The organism is Pseudomonas sp. PONIH3 (genome assembly GCF_002934345.1).
GTDB classification, from domain to species: Bacteria; Pseudomonadota; Gammaproteobacteria; order Pseudomonadales; family Pseudomonadaceae; genus Aquipseudomonas; species Aquipseudomonas soli.
On record NZ_CP026386.1, the window covers coordinates 4,183,171 to 4,199,791 of the forward strand.

General features: G+C 65.1%; 18 protein-coding genes. 11 read left to right on the plus strand and 7 right to left on the minus strand.

Translation table 11 applies throughout. The features are described from left to right. Nucleotides 1–2 precede the first annotated feature (2 nt). A complete protein-coding gene (locus C3F42_RS19455) occupies nucleotides 3–488 on the minus strand; it encodes a hypothetical protein (protein ID WP_023632095.1) in 486 nt (161 codons plus the stop codon). Next, nucleotides 488–1,918, minus strand: a complete 1,431-nt coding sequence (locus C3F42_RS19460) for a coniferyl aldehyde dehydrogenase (protein WP_094011013.1) — start codon at nucleotides 1,916–1,918, stop codon at nucleotides 488–490. Before C3F42_RS19460 ends, C3F42_RS19455 begins: the two co-directional genes overlap by 1 nt. Nucleotides 1,919–2,064: 146 nt before the next feature. Between C3F42_RS19460 and C3F42_RS19465 the strand changes: the two genes are divergently transcribed. Continuing rightward, on the plus strand, nucleotides 2,065–2,730 hold the full coding sequence (locus tag C3F42_RS19465; protein ID WP_031315521.1) for a TetR/AcrR family transcriptional regulator: 666 nt from the start codon (nucleotides 2,065–2,067) through the stop codon (nucleotides 2,728–2,730). Nucleotides 2,731–2,764: 34 nt separating this feature from the next. After that, nucleotides 2,765–3,619: a sulfurtransferase gene (locus C3F42_RS19470; protein WP_094011014.1), complete on the plus strand. Its 855-nt coding sequence runs from the start codon at nucleotides 2,765–2,767 to the stop codon at nucleotides 3,617–3,619. 90 nt (nucleotides 3,620–3,709) lie between these two features. On the opposite strand, the gene C3F42_RS19475 is transcribed toward C3F42_RS19470, so the two are convergent. The 4 genes from C3F42_RS19475 to C3F42_RS19490 are packed head-to-tail and all read right to left on the minus strand — an operon-like array spanning nucleotide 3,710 to nucleotide 8,218. Further along, complete coding sequence (locus C3F42_RS19475; protein WP_104444769.1) at nucleotides 3,710–4,702, minus strand: hydrolase; 993 nt, start codon at nucleotides 4,700–4,702, stop codon at nucleotides 3,710–3,712. Between the two features lie 60 nt (nucleotides 4,703–4,762). Then, on the minus strand, nucleotides 4,763–5,377 hold the full coding sequence (gene rsmD / locus C3F42_RS19480) for a 16S rRNA (guanine(966)-N(2))-methyltransferase RsmD (RefSeq protein ID WP_038706977.1): 615 nt from the start codon (nucleotides 5,375–5,377) through the stop codon (nucleotides 4,763–4,765). After that, nucleotides 5,377–6,870, minus strand: coding sequence for a pitrilysin family protein (locus C3F42_RS19485; RefSeq protein ID WP_038706976.1), 1,494 nt, complete (start codon nucleotides 6,868–6,870; stop codon nucleotides 5,377–5,379). Before C3F42_RS19485 ends, rsmD begins: the two co-directional genes overlap by 1 nt. After that, the gene (locus C3F42_RS19490) at nucleotides 6,863–8,218 is read right to left on the minus strand and encodes a pitrilysin family protein (RefSeq protein WP_094011015.1); all 1,356 of its coding nucleotides are present in this window, start codon (nucleotides 8,216–8,218) and stop codon (nucleotides 6,863–6,865) included. Before C3F42_RS19490 ends, C3F42_RS19485 begins: the two co-directional genes overlap by 8 nt. A 234-nt stretch (nucleotides 8,219–8,452) precedes the next feature. Between C3F42_RS19490 and ftsY the strand changes: the two genes are divergently transcribed. From ftsY to rpoH, 4 genes are all read left to right on the plus strand, one after another. Continuing rightward, on the plus strand, nucleotides 8,453–9,949 hold the full coding sequence (ftsY, locus tag C3F42_RS19495; protein WP_104444770.1) for a signal recognition particle-docking protein FtsY: 1,497 nt from the start codon (nucleotides 8,453–8,455) through the stop codon (nucleotides 9,947–9,949). Continuing rightward, nucleotides 9,946–10,617 (plus strand): cell division ATP-binding protein FtsE, encoded by a 672-nt coding sequence (ftsE, locus tag C3F42_RS19500; protein WP_011531723.1) that lies wholly within the window; start codon nucleotides 9,946–9,948, stop codon nucleotides 10,615–10,617. Before ftsY ends, ftsE begins: the two co-directional genes overlap by 4 nt. Beyond that, a complete protein-coding gene (ftsX, locus tag C3F42_RS19505; protein ID WP_038706973.1) occupies nucleotides 10,614–11,642 on the plus strand; it encodes a permease-like cell division protein FtsX in 1,029 nt (342 codons plus the stop codon). Before ftsE ends, ftsX begins: the two co-directional genes overlap by 4 nt. Before the next feature lie 111 nt (nucleotides 11,643–11,753). After that, nucleotides 11,754–12,608 (plus strand): RNA polymerase sigma factor RpoH, encoded by an 855-nt coding sequence (gene rpoH / locus C3F42_RS19510; RefSeq protein ID WP_023630664.1) that lies wholly within the window; start codon nucleotides 11,754–11,756, stop codon nucleotides 12,606–12,608. A 92-nt stretch (nucleotides 12,609–12,700) separates the two neighbouring features. On the opposite strand, the gene mtgA is transcribed toward rpoH, so the two are convergent. Continuing rightward, a complete protein-coding gene (mtgA, locus tag C3F42_RS19515) occupies nucleotides 12,701–13,411 on the minus strand; it encodes a monofunctional biosynthetic peptidoglycan transglycosylase (RefSeq protein WP_023630665.1) in 711 nt (236 codons plus the stop codon). 64 nt (nucleotides 13,412–13,475) lie between these two features. Between mtgA and C3F42_RS19520 the strand changes: the two genes are divergently transcribed. The 5 genes from C3F42_RS19520 to C3F42_RS19540 all read left to right on the plus strand — a co-directional run bounded on the left by C3F42_RS19520 (nucleotide 13,476) and on the right by C3F42_RS19540 (nucleotide 16,608). After that, nucleotides 13,476–13,847, plus strand: coding sequence for a DUF423 domain-containing protein (locus C3F42_RS19520; RefSeq protein ID WP_094011016.1), 372 nt, complete (start codon nucleotides 13,476–13,478; stop codon nucleotides 13,845–13,847). A gap of 103 nt (nucleotides 13,848–13,950) precedes the next feature. Next, a complete protein-coding gene (gene thiS, locus C3F42_RS19525; RefSeq protein WP_038707614.1) occupies nucleotides 13,951–14,151 on the plus strand; it encodes a sulfur carrier protein ThiS in 201 nt (66 codons plus the stop codon). Nucleotides 14,152–14,204: 53 nt separating this feature from the next. After that, the gene (locus C3F42_RS19530) at nucleotides 14,205–15,017 is read left to right on the plus strand and encodes a thiazole synthase (protein ID WP_023629908.1); all 813 of its coding nucleotides are present in this window, start codon (nucleotides 14,205–14,207) and stop codon (nucleotides 15,015–15,017) included. 9 nt (nucleotides 15,018–15,026) lie between these two features. After that, nucleotides 15,027–15,749, plus strand: coding sequence for a tRNA (guanosine(46)-N7)-methyltransferase TrmB (trmB, locus tag C3F42_RS19535; protein ID WP_104444771.1), 723 nt, complete (start codon nucleotides 15,027–15,029; stop codon nucleotides 15,747–15,749). Nucleotides 15,750–15,813: 64 nt separating this feature from the next. Further along, a complete protein-coding gene (locus C3F42_RS19540; RefSeq protein WP_104444772.1) occupies nucleotides 15,814–16,608 on the plus strand; it encodes a hypothetical protein in 795 nt (264 codons plus the stop codon). Nucleotides 16,609–16,621: the final 13 nt, after the last annotated feature.

Genomic DNA, 16,621 nt, shown 5'->3' on the forward strand with positions numbered 1-16,621 from the left:
ATTCAGATCTTTGGTGGGCCGGGGTAGCCGCACGCCGCCCAGGCTTCGGGGCGTTCGTACCAGGCCATCAGCAGCAGTTGCAGCAACGAGGCGTGGCCCTGGCGCAGCAGGTTCAACGAGCTGTCGCGCCAGCGTTCGAGGAAACGTTCAATTTCGGCGTCGGTGGCCTCTGCCCAGCTGCCCCAGACCCCGGTCAGCGGGCCGCGGGTGAGGGGCAGGGTGAGCAGGTCGAACAGTTGTCGGGTCAGCTTGAGCATGGCAGGCGACAGTGCCGCCAGCTTGTGGTCGAGGCTTTGCAGCACCTGCTCCGTGGAGGCCTGGGTGCCGGCCAGCACGACGGGGATCAGGGCCTGCAACAACGGCAGGTCGTCTTTGCGCAGCGCCTGGTAACCCGCCGACGGCGTCTGCTCGCTGCAGCCGACCAGGCTGGCCGCCCCCAGAAACAGGCTGGCGCCCAGGCCGAAGCGCAGCAGGTCGCGGCGCTGCATCAGCGGATAAACAGCTTGTAGACCAGGCGCTGCAAGGCCTTGCCATAGGGCGGATAGATCACCTTGGCGGCATTGATGCGTTGCTTGGCCAGCACGGCCTTGGCCTTGCTGAAGGTCAGGAAGCCTTCGTGGCCGTGGTAGTGACCCATGCCCGACGGGCCGATGCCGCCAAATGGCAGGTCATCCTGGGCCACATGCAGCAGGGTGTCGTTGAGGCAGACACCGCCGGAGTGGGTGTCGCGCAGCACCCGGGCCTGCTCGCCACGTTCATAGCCGAAGTAGTAGAGCGCCAGGGGGCGAGGTCGCTGGTTGATGTAGGCCAGGGCCTCGTCCAGGCGGTCGTAGGGCACCACGGGCAGCAATGGACCGAAAATTTCATCCTGCATCACCTGCATGCTGTCGTTTACGTCCAACAGCAGGTGTGGGGGCAGGCGGCGCCCCTGGCGCGGCTCGTCGGGATAGAGGTCGATCACTTGGGCACCCTGCTCACGGGCATCGTCCAGCAGCCGGTTCAGGCGGCCAAGCTGGCGCTCGTTGATGATCGCGCTGTAGTCGGGGTTGCCAGCGAGCCGCGGATAGAGGCGACGCACGGCATGCCGGTAGGCCTCGGCGAAGGCGTCCAGGCGCTCGCGGGGCACCAGCACGTAGTCGGGGGCGACGCAGGTCTGGCCGGCGTTGAGGGTCTTGCCGAAGGCGATGCGTTCGGCGGCGGTCTCCAGCGGCACGTCGGCCGAGACGATGGCCGGCGACTTGCCGCCCAGCTCCAGGGTCACCGGCGTCAGGTTCTCTGCGGCGGCCAGCATCACATGGCGACCGACGCTGGTGGCGCCAGTGAACAGCAGATGATCGAAGGGCAGGCGGGCAAAAGCCTGGCCGACTTCCACCTCGCCAAGCACCACGCTGACCAGATCAGTGGGGAACACGCGCTCGAGCAGGTTCTTGAGGGCCTGGCCACTGGCCGGGGTCGACTCGCTGAGCTTGAGCATCACCCGGTTGCCGGCGGCCAGGGCGCCGGTCAGCGGGCCGATGGCGAGAAACAGCGGGTAGTTCCACGGCACGATGATCCCCACAACGCCCAGTGGCTGGTATTGCACCCGGGCGCTGGCTGGTTGGAAGGCCAGGCCGACCTTGCGCCGCGATGGGCGCATCCAGCGGCCCAGCTGTTTCTCCGCATCGCGCAGGCCCATGACCGACGGCATCAGTTCGGCGAGCAGGGTTTCGTCACGGCTGCGGCCACTGAAGTCGGCATCGATGCTCGTGATCAAGGCCTCCTGGTCCGCCAGCAGCGCCTCGCGCAGGCTTTTCAACCACTGCCGGCGTTGCGTGGCCGGGGGCATCGGGTTGCCGGCGAACGCCTGTCGCTGGGCGTCGAACGTCGCTTGCAGGTCGAGGTCGGATTGCACAGGGGGAAGTACGGCAGGCGAGGTCATGGCGGCTCCAGGGCTGACGAGTGAGTAGAGCATATACTCTAATTGGTACCATGGTGCACCATTTTTCACTTGGCCGCCGATGCACCCGACGGGCTGGAGGCCGTAAGATGGGCCCGATCATTACACGCTGGAGACTGGAGCTGAGCATGGCCCCGCGCATGAAGACCCGAGAGCGCATCGTGCAGAGCAGCCTGGAGCTGTTCAACCAGCAGGGCGAGCGTTGCGTCAGCACCAATCACATTGCCGCGCACATGGAAATCTCGCCCGGCAACCTGTACTACCACTTCCCCAACAAGCAGGCGATCATCGCCGTGCTGTTCAATCAGTATGAAGAGCTGGTCGACAGTTTCCTGCGTCCGCCCCAAGGCCGCAGCGCCACCGTCGAAGACAAGCGCTTCTACCTCAAGGCGCTGCTGGCGGCGATGTGGAACTACCGTTTCCTGCATCGCGACCTCGAGCATCTGCTTGACAGCGATCCGGAGCTGGCGGCCCGCTACCGGCGTTTCTCGCAGCGCTGCCTGCAGCAGGGTCAGGCCATCTACCGCGGCTTTGTCGAGGCCGGCATCCTGAACATGGACGCCGCGCAGCTGGAGTCGCTGACCATCAATGCCTGGATCGTGCTGACTTCCTGGGTACGTTTTCTCAGCACCACCCGCGAGCATTCCGCGCACCTGGGTGAAGAAGCGTTCAAGCGCGGCGTCTATCAGGTGGTGGTGCTGGAGCTGGGGTATGTCACCCCGGCCGCGCGTGCCGCGGTGCAGGCGCTGTGCGCTGAGTTTCATGTCCCGTTCAACCAGGCCCTGGAGCAGTGATCCGGGGTTTCGAGCCATTCATCAGGAGATTGTCATGCCCCTCGCGCAATTGATCACCCCTCAACAGCTGGCCGAACGCCTGGATGCGCCCGGCCTGGTGATCCTCGACTGCCGCTTTGCCCTGGAAGATGTCGACTACGGTCAACGCAGTTATGCCGAGGGACATATTGCCGGGGCGCACTTCGCCGATCTCGAGCGCGACCTGAGCGGGCCGGTGCTCAAGGGCAGCACAGGCCGCCACCCGCTGCCCGACCCGCAGCGGCTGGTGGAGCGCCTGCGCGAGTGGGGCGTGGACAACGACAGCCAGGTGGTGCTCTACGACGACGGCCCCGGCGCCTTTGCCGCCAGGGCCTGGTGGCTGCTGGCCTGGCTTGGCAAGCGCGACGCGGTGTTCATTCTCGATGGCGGCCTCAAGGCCTGGCACGCGGCGCACCTGCCGTTGAGCCTGGACCCGCCGGTACGCCGCGAGGGCAACTTCAGCGGGGAGCCGGACATGAAGCTGCTGATCGATGCCGCCCACCTGTCCAAGCGCCTGGGCGACCCTGCTATGACCTTGATCGACGCTCGCGGCCTGCCGCGTTTCCGTGGCGAGGTCGAGCCGATCGACCCGGTGGCCGGGCATATCCCTGGCGCCCAGTGCGCGGCTTTCACCGACAACCTTGGCGAGGACGGGCGGTTCCTGCCGGCCGACAAGCTGAAACAGCGGTTTGCCGAAAAACTGGGGGCCCGGTCGCCGGAGCATCTGGTGGCTTATTGCGGCTCTGGCGTGACGGCGTGCCACAACCTGTTTGCCCTGGCGCTGGCGGGTTATCCGCTGGGGCGGCTGTATGCCGGGTCGTGGAGTGAGTGGATCAATGATCCACAGCGTGGCATAGCCACTGGCGAGTAATTCGTAACGTGGGAGCGATGGCCCGGGAGTGCTATCGCGGGGCAAGCCCGCTCCCACAACCCCCTCTTACACCTCTTGCTTGGAGGGGGGCTATCGGCCTTCCATCAGCCACTGCGGAATCCTTCGTTCCAGGTAATACCCCGGATTGCGCAGGCTGCCCTCGACAAAACCCACATGGCCACCCCGGCTGTGCAGTTCGAACTGCGTCTGCGCCGCCAGCTCACTGGCATCGGGCAGGCTATGGCCAAACACGAAGGGATCATCGTTGGCGTGGATGATCAGCGTCGGCGTGCGGTTCTCGCCCAGGTAATAGCGGCTGGAGGCGCGCCGGTAGTAGTCATGGGCATCGCTGAAGCCATTGAGGGGCGCGGTCACCTTGCCATCGAAGTCCCAGAACGTGCGCAGGTTGCGCAGCGAGCCCAGGCCTTCGAGGGTGGCCAGCCCTTCATGGTGGCCCTTGTCGCGGAAGTGCCGTTGCTTGTCCTGCACGTAGGCCAGCATCTCGCGCATGAAGTGCGCCTGGTAGACCTTCGAGAAACCCAGGCCGATACGGTCGGCGCACTGGTCCAGGCGAAACGGCACCGACACCGCTACCGCTGCCTCCAGTTGGCTGGCCGCGCCGCTTTCCCCCAGGTACTTGAGCAGCACATTGCCGCCCAGCGAGTAGCCCACGGCATACAGCGGCGCCAGCGGCCGCTGCGCCCGCAGGTGACGGATGGTTTCGGCCAGGTCTTCGCTTGCCCCTGAATGGTAGCTGCGCGCCAACAGGTTGGGTTCGCCTGAGCAGCCGCGCCAGTTCAGCGCGACACTGGCCCAGCCGCGTGTCTGCAAGGCCAGTTGCAGGCCTTTGACATACGGCGAATGGGATGAACCGGTCAGGCCGTGGAGTACCAGCACCAAGGGCACATCGGCCTGATGCGGGCCGTGCCAGTCGAGGTCGAGGAAGTCGCCGTCGGCCAGCCACAAGCGCTCGCGGGTGCGCTCAAGTGCGGGGAGTTTGCGCCATAGTGGCCCCCACAACGTCTGCAAGTGGGGGTTGGACAGGCCGGCGGCCGGGCGGAAGGTGGCGGTGGGGCTGATCATGCTGGGCGACTCGTGATGTGCCCGCTTAGAGTGCCATGAAACACCGCCGCCGCGCCTGTGCTATTGGTCGCCAGCCGCACGCTGCCACAGGGCGTAATGCACCTGGCCGGTCTTCTTCTCGCGGTGCAGGCGCCAGTTGCCCGGCATCGGCAGCGAAGAGGGCACGGCTTCGCTTTCGGTGTAGATCCACGCCTGCTCGCGCAGCCACTGGCCCTGTTCCAGCAGGTTGCAGGTATTGGCCAGCAGGTCCTGGTGGAACGGTGGGTCGAGGAACACCACATCGAATTGCTGCTTGGCCGGGCCTTGCAGGTAGCGCAGGGCGTCGGTCTGCAGGATCTGCCCGCGCGGGCAGCGCAACACTTCGAGGTTGTCCTTGAGGTTGCTGGTGGCCGCAGGGTTGCTGTCCAGCGCCACGGCATCCTTCGCGCCACGGGACAGCGCTTCGAGCACCAGGGCGCCGCTGCCGGTGAAGGCATCGAGCACCAGGGCGCCCTCGATGTAGGGCGCCAGCCAGTTGAACAGGGTTTCGCGCACGCGATCAGGGGTCGGGCGCAGGCCTTCGCCTTCCGGCACGGCCAGGCGACGGCTGCGCCATTCGCCGGCGATGATGCGCAACTGGCCGGGGCCCTTGCTGGCGCCCGGGGCCGGGCGCGCGGGAGTGTTGGGTCTTGCCATTAGTGCTCCGGTACGCCGAGCGGCTGCTCGGCGGGTTTGTCAGTAGGGGCCGGCAGCGGTTGCTGCGCCACCTTCGGGCCGACGGTGACGATCACCAGCTTGTCCGCCGCAAGATGCTTGTTCATGGCGGCCTTGACCTGCTCGACGCTCAGCGCCTGGGACTGCTGCATGAAGTCCTCCAGCCAGCTCAGCGGCAGGTTGTAGAAGCCGATCGCGCCCAGCTGCCCGACAATACTGGCGTTGCTGGCATTGGACAGCGGGAAGCTGCCGGCCAGCTCGCGCTTGGCATCGTCCAGTTCCTGCTGGGTGGGGCCGTTCTTCAGGTAGTCGGCCAGGATATCCTGGACCAGCTTGAGCGTGCCCTCGCTGAGTTCGGCGCGGGTCTGCAGGTTGATCATGAACGGGCCGCGCACCTGCATCGGGCTGAATACCGAGTACACGCCGTAGGTCAGGCCGCGCTTTTCACGCACTTCGCTCATCAGGCGGGTGCCGAAGGCACCGCCGCCGAGGATCTGGTTACCCAGCGACAGCGCCGGCCAGTCCGCATCGTTGCGGTCGATACCCAGCTCGGCCAGCATCAGGTGGGTCTGCTTGGACGGGAAGTCGATATGCGTGGTCCCCGGCTTGGGCTCGACAGGTTGCTCCGGCTTGGCCAGTGCCGCGCCCTTGGGCAGGCCGGCGGAGACCTGCGCGGCGATGGCCTCGGCTTCGCCGCGGCTGAGGTCGCCGACCAGGGCGATCACCGCGTTGCCGGCCGCGTAGGCCTTGCCGTGGAAAGTGCGCAGCTGCGCCAGGGTGATGCCCGGGATGGACTCGGCGGTACCGTCGCTGGGGCTGGCATAGGGGTGCTGGCCATAGAGGTTGGCGAACAACGTCTTGCCGGCGATCTTGCCGGGGTTCTGCTTCTCGTACTCGAAACCTGCCAGCAATTGGTTCTTGATGCGCTTGAGGGCGTCCTCGGGGAAGGTCGGCTGGCCCACCACCTCGGTGAACAGCTTCAGCGCCGGTTCGCGCTTGTCCGAGGCGCTGAGGCTGCGCAGCGAGGCCACGGCCATGTCGCGGTAGGAGCCATTGCCGAAGTCGGCACCCAGGCCTTCGAAGCCTTCGGCGATGGCGGTGACGTCCTTGCCGGCCACGCCCTCGTTGAGCATGGCGTTGGTCAGGGTGGCCAGGCCCGGGGTACCGCCGTCCTGGCTGCTGCCGGCGGCGAAGGTCACGCGCAGGTCGAACATCGGCAGCTCGCGGGCCTCGACGAACAGTACGCGGGCGCCTTCGGCGGTGGTCCAGTGCTGGATGTTCAGCTGGCGCCGGCTGGGGGCCTTGCCGTCCAGTTCGGCCAGCGATTGCAGGGTGTTGGCCGGGCGGGCCGCAGTGTCCGCCTTGCCTTGGCTGTCGGACTGGGCAGGGCGCGCCAGCAGCGCGGCGATGGCCACCACCAGCACGATGATCGCCAGGCCGAACAGGGTGTAGCGCGGTGCGCTGCGATCACTCATGAGCGGACTCCTCGGGCAGTACATGGGCAACGCTCAGGCGTTCGCGGGTGAAATAGGTGCGGGCGGCGGCCTGGATGTCCTCCGGGGTCACGCGCTTGAGGTCGTCGAGCTCGCTGTCTATCAGCTTCCAGGACAGGCCGACCGTTTCCAGTTGCCCGATGGTGGTGGCCTGGCTGCTGATCGAGTCGCGGTCGTAGACCAGGCCGGCGATCACCTGGGCGCGGACGCGCTCGAGCTCTTCGGCGGTGGGTGGCGTGGTCTTGAGCTCATCGAGCAACTGCCAGATGCCTTTCTCCACTTCGGCCAGGGTCTTTTGCTTCTGCACGTTGGGCGTGGCCGAGATCATGAACAGGCTGTCGCCGCGGGTGAAGGCGTTGTAGCTGGACGAGGCACCGGCAACCAGCTCCTGGCCGCGTTCCAGGCGCGCCGGCATGCGGGCGCTGTAGCCGCCGTCGAGCAGGGCCGAGATCAGCCGCAGGGCGTTGACGCTGCGTGGGTCCTTGGCGGTGGCCAGGGCCGGGACATTGAAGCCGTAGATCAGGCTGGGCAGTTGCGTGCGCAGGTGCAGGGTGAGCAGGCGCTGGCCTGGCTCGGCCAGTTCCAGCGGCAGTTTGCTCGGCGGCACGGCGCGTTTGGGGATGGAGCCGAAGTACTTCTGCGCCAAGGCCTTGACCTCGTCCGGCTTGACGTCGCCGACCACCACCAGGGTGGCGTTGTTCGGGGCGTACCAGGACTCGTACCAATGACGCAGCTCCTCGACTTTCATGCGCTCGAGGTCGGCCATCCAGCCGATGGTCGGCGTGTGGTAGCCGCTGGCCGGGTAGGCCATGGCGCGGAACAGCTCGAAGGCCTTGGCATTGGGCTGGTCGTCGGTGCGCAGGCGACGCTCTTCCTTGATCACCTCGATCTCGCGGCTGAACTCGTCGGCCGGCAGGCGCAGGCTGGCCAGGCGGTCGGCTTCGAGCTCCAGGGCCACCGGCAGGCGGTCGCGGGCCAGCACCTGGTAGTAGGCGGTGTAGTCGTCGCTGGTGAAGGCGTTCTCCTCGGCGCCGAGATCGCGCAGGATGCGCGAGGCCTCGCCGGGGCCGATCTTGGCGCTGCCCTTGAACATCATGTGTTCCAGGGCATGGGACAGGCCGGTCTGGCCCGGCGTCTCGTAGCTGGAGCCGACCTTGTACCAGATCTGCGAAACCACCACTGGCGCCCGGTGGTCCTCGCGCACGACAACTTTCAGGCCGTTGTCGAGGATGAATTCGTGGGTGGGTTGCACATCGGCGGCGAAAGCCGCCAGCGGCAGGCACAGTGTGCCGAGCAACAGGCCAGCGGCGCGGCGGGCTAGAGCATTCATACGGTGTTCAACCTGTTCGGCGGCCCGCTTGGGTTTAGCGTCGGCGGGCCAGGAGGTGCTAGGATACTGATCCGGTTGCCTGGCGACCATGCCTGTCGCCGTTCTGGCCCGCAGGCCCTTACGACAAAACGTTGCGCATGAACCCGCTGGCTTCACAGTAGTCTGTTCTGCGTGAGTTAAGAATTCCCGATGCGCCGCTGCTGGCCCATCGCTACCCTGAGATAGCCGTCTTCCATGTTTGGTTCCAACGACGACAAAAAAGCGCCGGCCGCGGCTGGCGAGAAGAAAGGCCTGTTCAGCTGGTTCCGCAAGAAGCCGGAACAGCCTGCCGCCGAACAGCCGCAAGCCCCTGCACCGCAAGCGCCCGTCGAGCAGACCGCACCGGCTGCCGAGCCGTTGCAGGCGCCTGTGCCAGAGCCGGTGGTTGCCGCGCCGCAGCCGGAGCCTGTGCCAGAGCCGGTGGTTGTAGCGCCGCAGCCGGAGCCCGTGCCAGAGCCGGTGGTTGCTGCACCGCAGCCGGAGACTGCGCCAGAGCCGGTGGTTGCAACGCTGCAACCGGTCGAGGTCGAAGTAACTGCGGCCCCGGTCAGCAACCTGGTCTTGCCTGTCGCCGAAGAGCCGGTGGCATTGGTCGAGGACCTGGAACCCAAGGCGCCGCCCGTCATCCCTGCCCGGCCGTCCGTCGAAACGGTAGACGCTGCCATTGTCGCTCCAGCACCGGTTGTCGAAGCCGCGCCGGTCGTTGTGCCGGCTCCAGTCGACCCAGAGCCTGTCGTCGTTGCGGCCGCCGAGCCATCCAAGCCTGGTTTCTTCGCCCGCCTCAAGCAGGGCCTGTCGAAGACCAGCGCCAGCATCGGCGAGGGCATGGCCAGCCTGTTCCTCGGCAAGAAGGTCATCGACGACGACCTGCTCGACGAGATCGAGACCCGGCTGCTGACCGCCGACGTCGGTGTCGAGGCCACCTCGACCATCGTCCAGAACCTGACCCAGAAAGTTGCCCGCAAGCAATTGGCCGACGCCGACGCGCTGTACAAGTCGCTGCAGGAAGAGCTGGCCGCGCTGCTGCGCCCGGTCGAGCAGCCGCTGAAGATCGAGGCGCAGAACAAGCCCTACGTGATCCTGGTGGTTGGCGTGAATGGCGCCGGCAAGACCACCACCATCGGCAAACTGGCGAAGAAGCTGCAGCTCGAAGGCAAGAAAGTCATGCTCGCGGCCGGCGACACCTTCCGCGCCGCCGCGGTGGAGCAGTTGCAGGTGTGGGGCGAGCGCAACCAGATCCCGGTGATCGCCCAGCACACCGGCGCCGACTCGGCTTCGGTGATCTTCGACGCGGTGCAGGCCGCCAAGGCCCGTAATGTCGATGTGCTGATCGCCGACACCGCCGGCCGCCTGCACACCAAGGACAACCTGATGGAAGAGCTGAAGAAGGTCCGTCGGGTCATGGGCAAGCTTGATGTCGAGGCGCCGCACGAGGTGCTGCTGGTGCTCGACGCCGGTACCGGGCAGAACGCCATCAGCCAGGCCAAGTACTTCAACCAGAGCGTCGAGCTGACCGGCCTGGCTCTGACCAAGCTGGATGGTACAGCCAAGGGCGGCGTGATCTTCGCCCTGGCCAAGCAGTTCAACATCCCGATCCGCTTCATCGGTGTGGGCGAAGGTATCGACGACCTGCGCACCTTCGAAGCCGAACCTTTCGTCAAGGCGCTGTTCGCCGAGCGTGAACCTTCATGATCCGATTCGAACAGGTAGCCAAGCGCTATCCCAACGGCCATGTCGGCCTGCACGAGCTGAGCTTCCGGGCGCGTCGTGGCGAGTTCCTGTTCGTCACCGGCCACTCCGGCGCCGGCAAGAGCACCCTGTTGCGGCTGCTGCTGGCCATGGAACGTCCGACCAGCGGCAAGCTGCTGCTGGCCGGGCAGGACCTGGGCCAGATCAGCAATGCGCAGATTCCGTTCCTGCGCCGGCAGATCGGCGTGGTGTTCCAGAACCACCAGTTGCTGTTCGACCGCACGGTGTTCAACAACATCGCGCTGCCGTTGCAGATTCTCGGGCTGTCCAAGGCCGAGATCGCCAAACGCGTCGATTCGGCGCTGGAGCGCGTGTCGCTGAGCGACAAGGGCGAGCTGTTCCCGGCCGACCTGTCCACCGGCCAGCAACAACGGGTCGGCATTGCCCGGGCCATCGTGCATCAGCCAGCCCTGCTGCTGGCGGACGAGCCCACCGGTAACCTCGACCCGCGTCTGGCCGCCGAGATCATGGGCGTGTTCGAGGACATCAACCGCCTGGGCACCACGGTACTGATCGCCAGTCACGACCTGGCGCTGATCGCGCGCATGCGCCACCGCATGCTGACGCTGCAACGCGGCCGCTTGATCGGCGATGGGGAGGCCGGGCAATGAGCACCACACGTACACCAAAGGTTTCCGAGCGCGTCGCGCCGAAAGCCGCCGACCCGCAGCCGTCGAAGAAAAAGCGTGGCGATCACGATGACGATGGCCCGGACTTCCGCAGCCTCCTGCACGCCTGGCTGGAAAGCCACCGTGCCAGCCTGGCCGACAGCTTGCGCCGCTTGGGCAAGCAGCCGATCGGCAGCTTCTTCACCTGCCTGGTAATGGCGGTGGCGCTGAGCATGCCCATGGGTCTGTCGCTGTTGCTCAAGAACGTCGAGAAACTCGGCGGTTCCTGGCAGCGCGCGGCGCAGATCTCGCTGTATCTCAAACTCGATGCCAGCAGCCGCGATGGCGAGGCCCTGCGTGACGAGATCAAGGGCATGCCCGGCGTCGCCGAGGCGCAGTACGTCAGCCGCGAGCAGGCGCTGGAAGAGTTCCAGCAACAGTCGGGCCTGGGCGAGGCGCTGCGCGAACTGCCGGACAACCCACTGCCCGGCGTGGTGGTGGTGACCCCGACCGAGGTCGACAAGCCAGCCCTGGAAGCCTTGCGTCAACGCCTCTCCGAGCTGCCTCGCGTGGAAGCGGCGCAGCTGGACCTGGTGTGGGTCGAGCGCCTGGCGGCGATTCTCAAGCTGGGTGACCGGTTCGTCTTCGGCCTGGCGGTAATGCTGATTTCCGCGCTGCTGTTGGTAATCGGTAACACAATTCGTCTACATATCGAAAACCGCCGGGTCGAGATCGAAGTGATCAAGCTCGTCGGTGGCACCGACAGCTACGTACGGCGGCCTTTCCTGTACATGGGCGCCCTGTATGGACTGGGTGCGGGCGTGCTGGCCTGGGGCATCCTGGCGTTCGGCCTGAACTGGCTGAACGACGCGGTGGTCGGGCTTTCCGGCCTGTATGGCAGTGATTTCGCCCTGGGTGGCGTACCGGCCTCGGATGGCGTTTCACTCTTGATCGGGGCGGTGCTGTTGGGGTATATCGGTGCATGGATCGCAGTCGCTCGTCACTTGAACGAGCTTGCACCGCGATAAATGTTTCATGGCCAGTATTGACAAATTTTTCATCCTGGAACTTGTACAACGGTTCCTTGTCTATGCTGGCAGTGCCCAAAAGGCATGAGTCTGTAAGCCGGAGGTACTTGAATGACCAATTCGTTGCAACCTGCCTATGCCCTGGTTCCCGGTGCAAACCTGGAAGCCTATGTGCACACGGTCAACAGCATCCCCTTGCTGACGCCGGAGCAGGAGCGTGAACTGGCCGAGCGTCTCTATTACGAGCAGGATCTCGAGGCCGCTCGGCAAATGGTGATGGCCCACCTGCGTTTCGTCGTACACATCGCGCGTAGCTATGCAGGCTACGGGCTGGCCCAGGCCGACCTGATCCAGGAAGGCAACGTGGGCCTGATGAAGGCGGTAAAGCGTTTCAACCCGGAAATGGGCGTGCGTCTGGTGTCCTTCGCCGTGCACTGGATCAAGGCCGAGATCCACGAGTTCATCCTGCGCAACTGGCGCATCGTCAAGGTGGCCACCACCAAGGCCCAGCGCAAGCTGTTCTTCAACCTGCGCAGCCAGAAGAAGCGCCTGGCCTGGTTGAACAATGACGAAGTCCATCGAGTGGCCGAGAGCCTGGGTGTGGAGCCGCGTGAAGTACGTGAGATGGAAAGCCGCCTGAGCGGTCAGGACATGGCCTTCGACCCGGCGGCGGAAGCCGACGACGACAGCGCCTTCCAGTCGCCTGCGCATTACCTGGAAGACCACCGCTACAACCCGGCCGTGCAACTGGAGGACGCTGACTGGAGCGACAACTCCACCAGCAACCTGCATGAAGCGCTGCAGGGCCTGGATGATCGCAGCCGCGACATCCTTTACCAGCGTTGGTTGGCCGAAGAAAAAGCCACGCTGCATGAGCTGGCAGAGAAGTACAGCGTGTCGGCCGAACGTATTCGCCAGCTGGAGAAGAACGCTATGAACAAGGTCAAGGCATTGATCACGATCTGATCGGCGCCCTGGCTGGATTGAAAAGCCGCTGCTCTCGGAAGAGGCAGCGGCTTTTTTGTGTGTTGAAGCTGACTGGGGCGTGGAAGCGGGCCTTAAAGCCTGCGCGAAGCATCCAGTTGCATCAGGTAGCTCGGCCCGCCCAACTGGCTCATCTGCCGGCGGATCCACCCCGCACGGCTTGCCACATAGGCGCTGGGACGGCTGGCACTCCACTTGATCGGGCTTGGCAGCACCGCCGCGAGCTGTGCGGCCTGTTGTCGCGTCAGGCGGCTGGCATCCACGCCGAAGTGATAACGCGCCGCCGCCTGGGCACCGAACACGCCCTTGCCCCATTCGGCACTGTTCAGATACACCTCGAGTATCCGCTCCTTCGACCAGAACAACTCGATCAGGGCGGTGAACCAGGCTTCCAGCCCCTTGCGCAGCCAGCTGCGCCCGGACCACAGGAACAGGTTCTTGGCCACCTGCTGGGTCAGCGTGCTGGCGCCGCGTACCTTGCCGCCACGCTCGTTGTAGGCCAGCGCCGCCTGGATCGCGGGGATATCGAAGCCCCAGTGGCTGGCGAACTTCTGGTCTTCGCCGGCGATGACCGCCACCTTGAGCTCGTCGGAGATATCCTCCCACGGCGTCCAGTCGCGTTGCAGGTCGATCGGCTCGCCGCTGGCCCATGACTGCACCTTGCGCTCGACCATCAGCGCGGTGCCGGGCGGCGGCACCCAGCGCAACACCAGGACCACGGCGATGCTGCCAGCAGCAAACCAGAGCAGGGCGCGGGAAAGGCGGCGAAGAAGGGATGACAGCATGGTGATGGCTTGGCCGGACCGTTGGAACGGGCCATTATACAGACCCCTCCCGAGGAGTCGTCCCATGCTTCGCAGCTTCCTGATGCTCGCCGCGTTCTTCGGCTTTACCGGCGTCGCCCTCGGCGCTTTCGCCGCCCATGGCTTGAAAAACCGCCTCAGCGCCGACTACCTGGCGATCTTCCATACCGGTGTCACCTATCAACTGGTGCATGCCCTGGCGATCCTTGGCGTGGCGGTGCTGTCGGCGCACTTGCCCGGGCGCCTGGTCGGCTGGGCCGGTGGCTTGTTCGCCGTAGGTATCCTGCTGTTCTCCGGTAGCCTCTACGCCCTCACGCTCAGCGGTCTGGGCAAGCTCGGCATGATCACTCCGCTGGGTGGCCTGTGCTTCCTTGCTGGCTGGCTTTGCCTGGGGCTGGCCGCCTGGCGGCTGGGCTGACCGGTCGGTCCACAATCGCGACTAATGGCGTGTGTCGCCCTTGGGTTGCAGGGCGGATCGGGGCTAGAATGCGGGCCCCCAAAGAACAATGGTGGCCGTGCGCATGCGCATTCAATTGAACGGTGAACCTTACGAACTGCCCGCGGGCGAGAGCGTCGCGGCGCTGCTGGGCCGGCTGGAGCTGGCCGGCCGCCGGGTGGCGGTGGAACTGAACCTGGACATCGTGCCGCGCAGCCAGCACGAGAGCACGCAGCTCAAGGACGGCGACCAGGTCGAGGTGGTCCACGCCATCGGTGGCGGCTAACCGCCCCTGAAACCTCGCCAGCAAAGTCCCGCAATCTTTCCTGAGGAACAACGATGAGCAACGTTCGCAGCGACAAGCCCTTCATCCTGGCCGGGCGCACTTTCCAGTCGCGCCTGCTGGTAGGCACCGGCAAGTACCGTGACATGGAAGAAACCCGCCTGGCCACCGAGGCCTCGGGTGCCGAGATCGTCACCGTCGCCGTGCGCCGTACCAACCTGGGCCAGAACGCGGGCGAGCCGAACCTGCTCGACGTGCTGTCGCCAGACAAGTACACCATCCTGCCGAACACCGCCGGTTGCTTCGATGCGACGGAAGCGGTGCGCACCTGCCGCCTGGCCCGTGAGCTGCTCGATGGCCGCAAGTCCCATGAGTCCAGGACGCTGGTGAAGCTGGAAGTGCTGGCCGACCAGAAAACCCTGTTCCCCAATGTGATCGAAACCCTCAAGGCCGCCGAAGTGCTGGTCAAGGAAGGTTTCGACGTGATGGTCTACACCAGCGATGACCCGATCATCGCCCGTCAGCTGGCCGAAGTCGGCTGTATCGCCGTCATGCCGCTGGCCGGCCTGATCGGCACCGGCCTTGGCATCTGCAACCCGTACAACCTGCAGATCATCCTGGAGGAATCCAAGGTGCCGGTGCTGGTCGATGCCGGCGTGGGTACCGCCTCCGACGCCACCATCGCCATGGAAATGGGTTGCGAAGCGGTGCTGATGAACTCGGCCATCGCCCATGCCCAGCAGCCCGTACTGATGGCCGAGGCCATGAAACACGCCATCGTTGCCGGTCGCATGGCCTACCTGGCCGGCCGCATGCCGAAAAAACTCTATGCCAGCGCCTCTTCGCCGCTGGATGGTCTGATCAAGTAAGAGCTCCTGATGACTGAATCGCAAGAAACGCCGATCTCCAAAGACGGCGAAACCCGTCCGCACCGCCGTATCAAGAGCTTCGTGATGCGTGCTGGGCGCATGACCGAAGGCCAGCAGCGCGGCCTGGACCAGGGCGGCCCCCTGTTCATCCTGCCGCTGACCGACAGCCCGGTGGACTACGACCAGGTGTTCGGCCGTTCGGCTCAGCGTACCCTGGAGATCGGTTTCGGCATGGGCCACTCGCTGCTGGAAATGGCCGCCGCTTCGCCCGAGCTGGACTTCATTGGTGTCGAAGTGCACCGCCCGGGTGTCGGCGCGCTGCTCAATGGCGTGCTGACACAGGGGCTGAAGAACCTGCGGGTGTACGACTGCGATGCCATCGAAGTGCTCAACCGCTGCGTGGCGGACAACAGCCTTGACCGCCTGATGCTGTTCTTCCCCGATCCGTGGCACAAGGCGCGTCACCACAAGCGCCGGATCGTTCAGCTGGAGTTCGCCGAACTGGTGCGCCGCAAGCTCAAGCCCAGTGGCGTGTTCCACATGGCGACCGACTGGGAGCCCTATGCCGAGTACATGCTGGAAGTGATGAGCGCAGCGCCCGGCTATCGCAACCAGGCGGCTGATGGTACCTACGTGCCACGTCCGGAAGAGCGGCCGATCACCAAGTTCGAGCGTCGCGGCGAGAGGCTAGGGCATGGGGTGTGGGACCTGAAGTTCGAAAAACTGGCTTGATCCTCTCCCTGCCAGAGGTGTCGTTGCGCCTCTGGCCCCTTCCCTGTGCGTAAAGGACTGCGCTTTGAAACATCGTGTTGTGCTGTCGCTGACAGGGCTCGTCCTTGTTGTCTGTCTTGGGATCGCCGACCTGTTGAGTGCGCCCCCACTTTCTTCACAGCAGCACCTGGTACATGCCCAAGCTCTGATGCAGCAGGCCAATGAGCAGCTCAAGGAGCTTGCTGCGGGCGAAGCAAGAGGGGAGGCCGACGACTTTGAGCGCCTTTTGGCAATGAACGTCGCCATTGCCGAGGCGCGTGCTCACATCGATCAGGCAGCTGATGCGGGCGAGGTGCTGGCGCTGTTCTGGCAGTCAGGTCTCCACCCCCTTACTGGCGGGCATGACGAAACGCCGCAGTCAGAGTCTTGTGTTCGCTTGCATCAGGCGGTGGATCAAGGATTCTTGGCAGCGGCGATCGCTTATCAGTACCGGTGCAGGCCCGCGGCTAAGGGTTTTGAGTACACCGCGGAACAGGCCGAGCAATTCCAGGCACTCAGGCGTGCGTTGGAGCGAGACGATCCCTTCCTGTCGCTTTATCCGCAGGTTTTGCGTGAAAGTCGTTGTTCAACCCCGCCAAACGCCTTTTCCGTTCAGCTGCCAGGAGGCCCCCGCTGGTTCTCCGAAGCCGTGGAGGCATCGACACGTTCGCTGACATACGACATGTACAAGGCCGAGGGGTTGTATCTCTTGGCCATGCAGCCTGATTTGGCATTATCCGAGCGTTTGGCGCTGCTGCGTCAGTCGGAAGCCTTGGGTTGCAAAAAAGGGGGGCACTGGAGGCAAAGGCTGGAGTCGGAATTGGCGCGTGAGCGATCCTGATTGTGCTCATGGT

Coding starts and splice junctions, on each gene's coding strand:
- C3F42_RS19490 (WP_094011015.1), bottom strand. CDS start 8,218: ATGAATGCTCTAGCCCGCCGCGCCGCTGGCCTGTTGCTCGGCACACTG.
- mtgA (WP_023630665.1), bottom strand. CDS start 13,411: ATGCTGTCATCCCTTCTTCGCCGCCTTTCCCGCGCCCTGCTCTGGTTT.
- trmB (WP_104444771.1), top strand. CDS start 15,027: ATGACTGAATCGCAAGAAACGCCGATCTCCAAAGACGGCGAAACCCGT.
- C3F42_RS19465 (WP_031315521.1), top strand. CDS start 2,065: ATGGCCCCGCGCATGAAGACCCGAGAGCGCATCGTGCAGAGCAGCCTG.
- ftsE (WP_011531723.1), top strand. CDS start 9,946: ATGATCCGATTCGAACAGGTAGCCAAGCGCTATCCCAACGGCCATGTC.
- ftsY (WP_104444770.1), top strand. CDS start 8,453: ATGTTTGGTTCCAACGACGACAAAAAAGCGCCGGCCGCGGCTGGCGAG.
- C3F42_RS19485 (WP_038706976.1), bottom strand. CDS start 6,870: ATGAGTGATCGCAGCGCACCGCGCTACACCCTGTTCGGCCTGGCGATC.
- rsmD (WP_038706977.1), bottom strand. CDS start 5,377: ATGGCAAGACCCAACACTCCCGCGCGCCCGGCCCCGGGCGCCAGCAAG.
- C3F42_RS19530 (WP_023629908.1), top strand. CDS start 14,205: ATGAGCAACGTTCGCAGCGACAAGCCCTTCATCCTGGCCGGGCGCACT.
- C3F42_RS19475 (WP_104444769.1), bottom strand. CDS start 4,702: ATGATCAGCCCCACCGCCACCTTCCGCCCGGCCGCCGGCCTGTCCAAC.
- C3F42_RS19470 (WP_094011014.1), top strand. CDS start 2,765: ATGCCCCTCGCGCAATTGATCACCCCTCAACAGCTGGCCGAACGCCTG.
- C3F42_RS19460 (WP_094011013.1), bottom strand. CDS start 1,918: ATGACCTCGCCTGCCGTACTTCCCCCTGTGCAATCCGACCTCGACCTG.
- thiS (WP_038707614.1), top strand. CDS start 13,951: ATGCGCATTCAATTGAACGGTGAACCTTACGAACTGCCCGCGGGCGAG.
- rpoH (WP_023630664.1), top strand. CDS start 11,754: ATGACCAATTCGTTGCAACCTGCCTATGCCCTGGTTCCCGGTGCAAAC.
- C3F42_RS19455 (WP_023632095.1), bottom strand. CDS start 488: ATGCAGCGCCGCGACCTGCTGCGCTTCGGCCTGGGCGCCAGCCTGTTT.
- C3F42_RS19520 (WP_094011016.1), top strand. CDS start 13,476: ATGCTTCGCAGCTTCCTGATGCTCGCCGCGTTCTTCGGCTTTACCGGC.
- ftsX (WP_038706973.1), top strand. CDS start 10,614: ATGAGCACCACACGTACACCAAAGGTTTCCGAGCGCGTCGCGCCGAAA.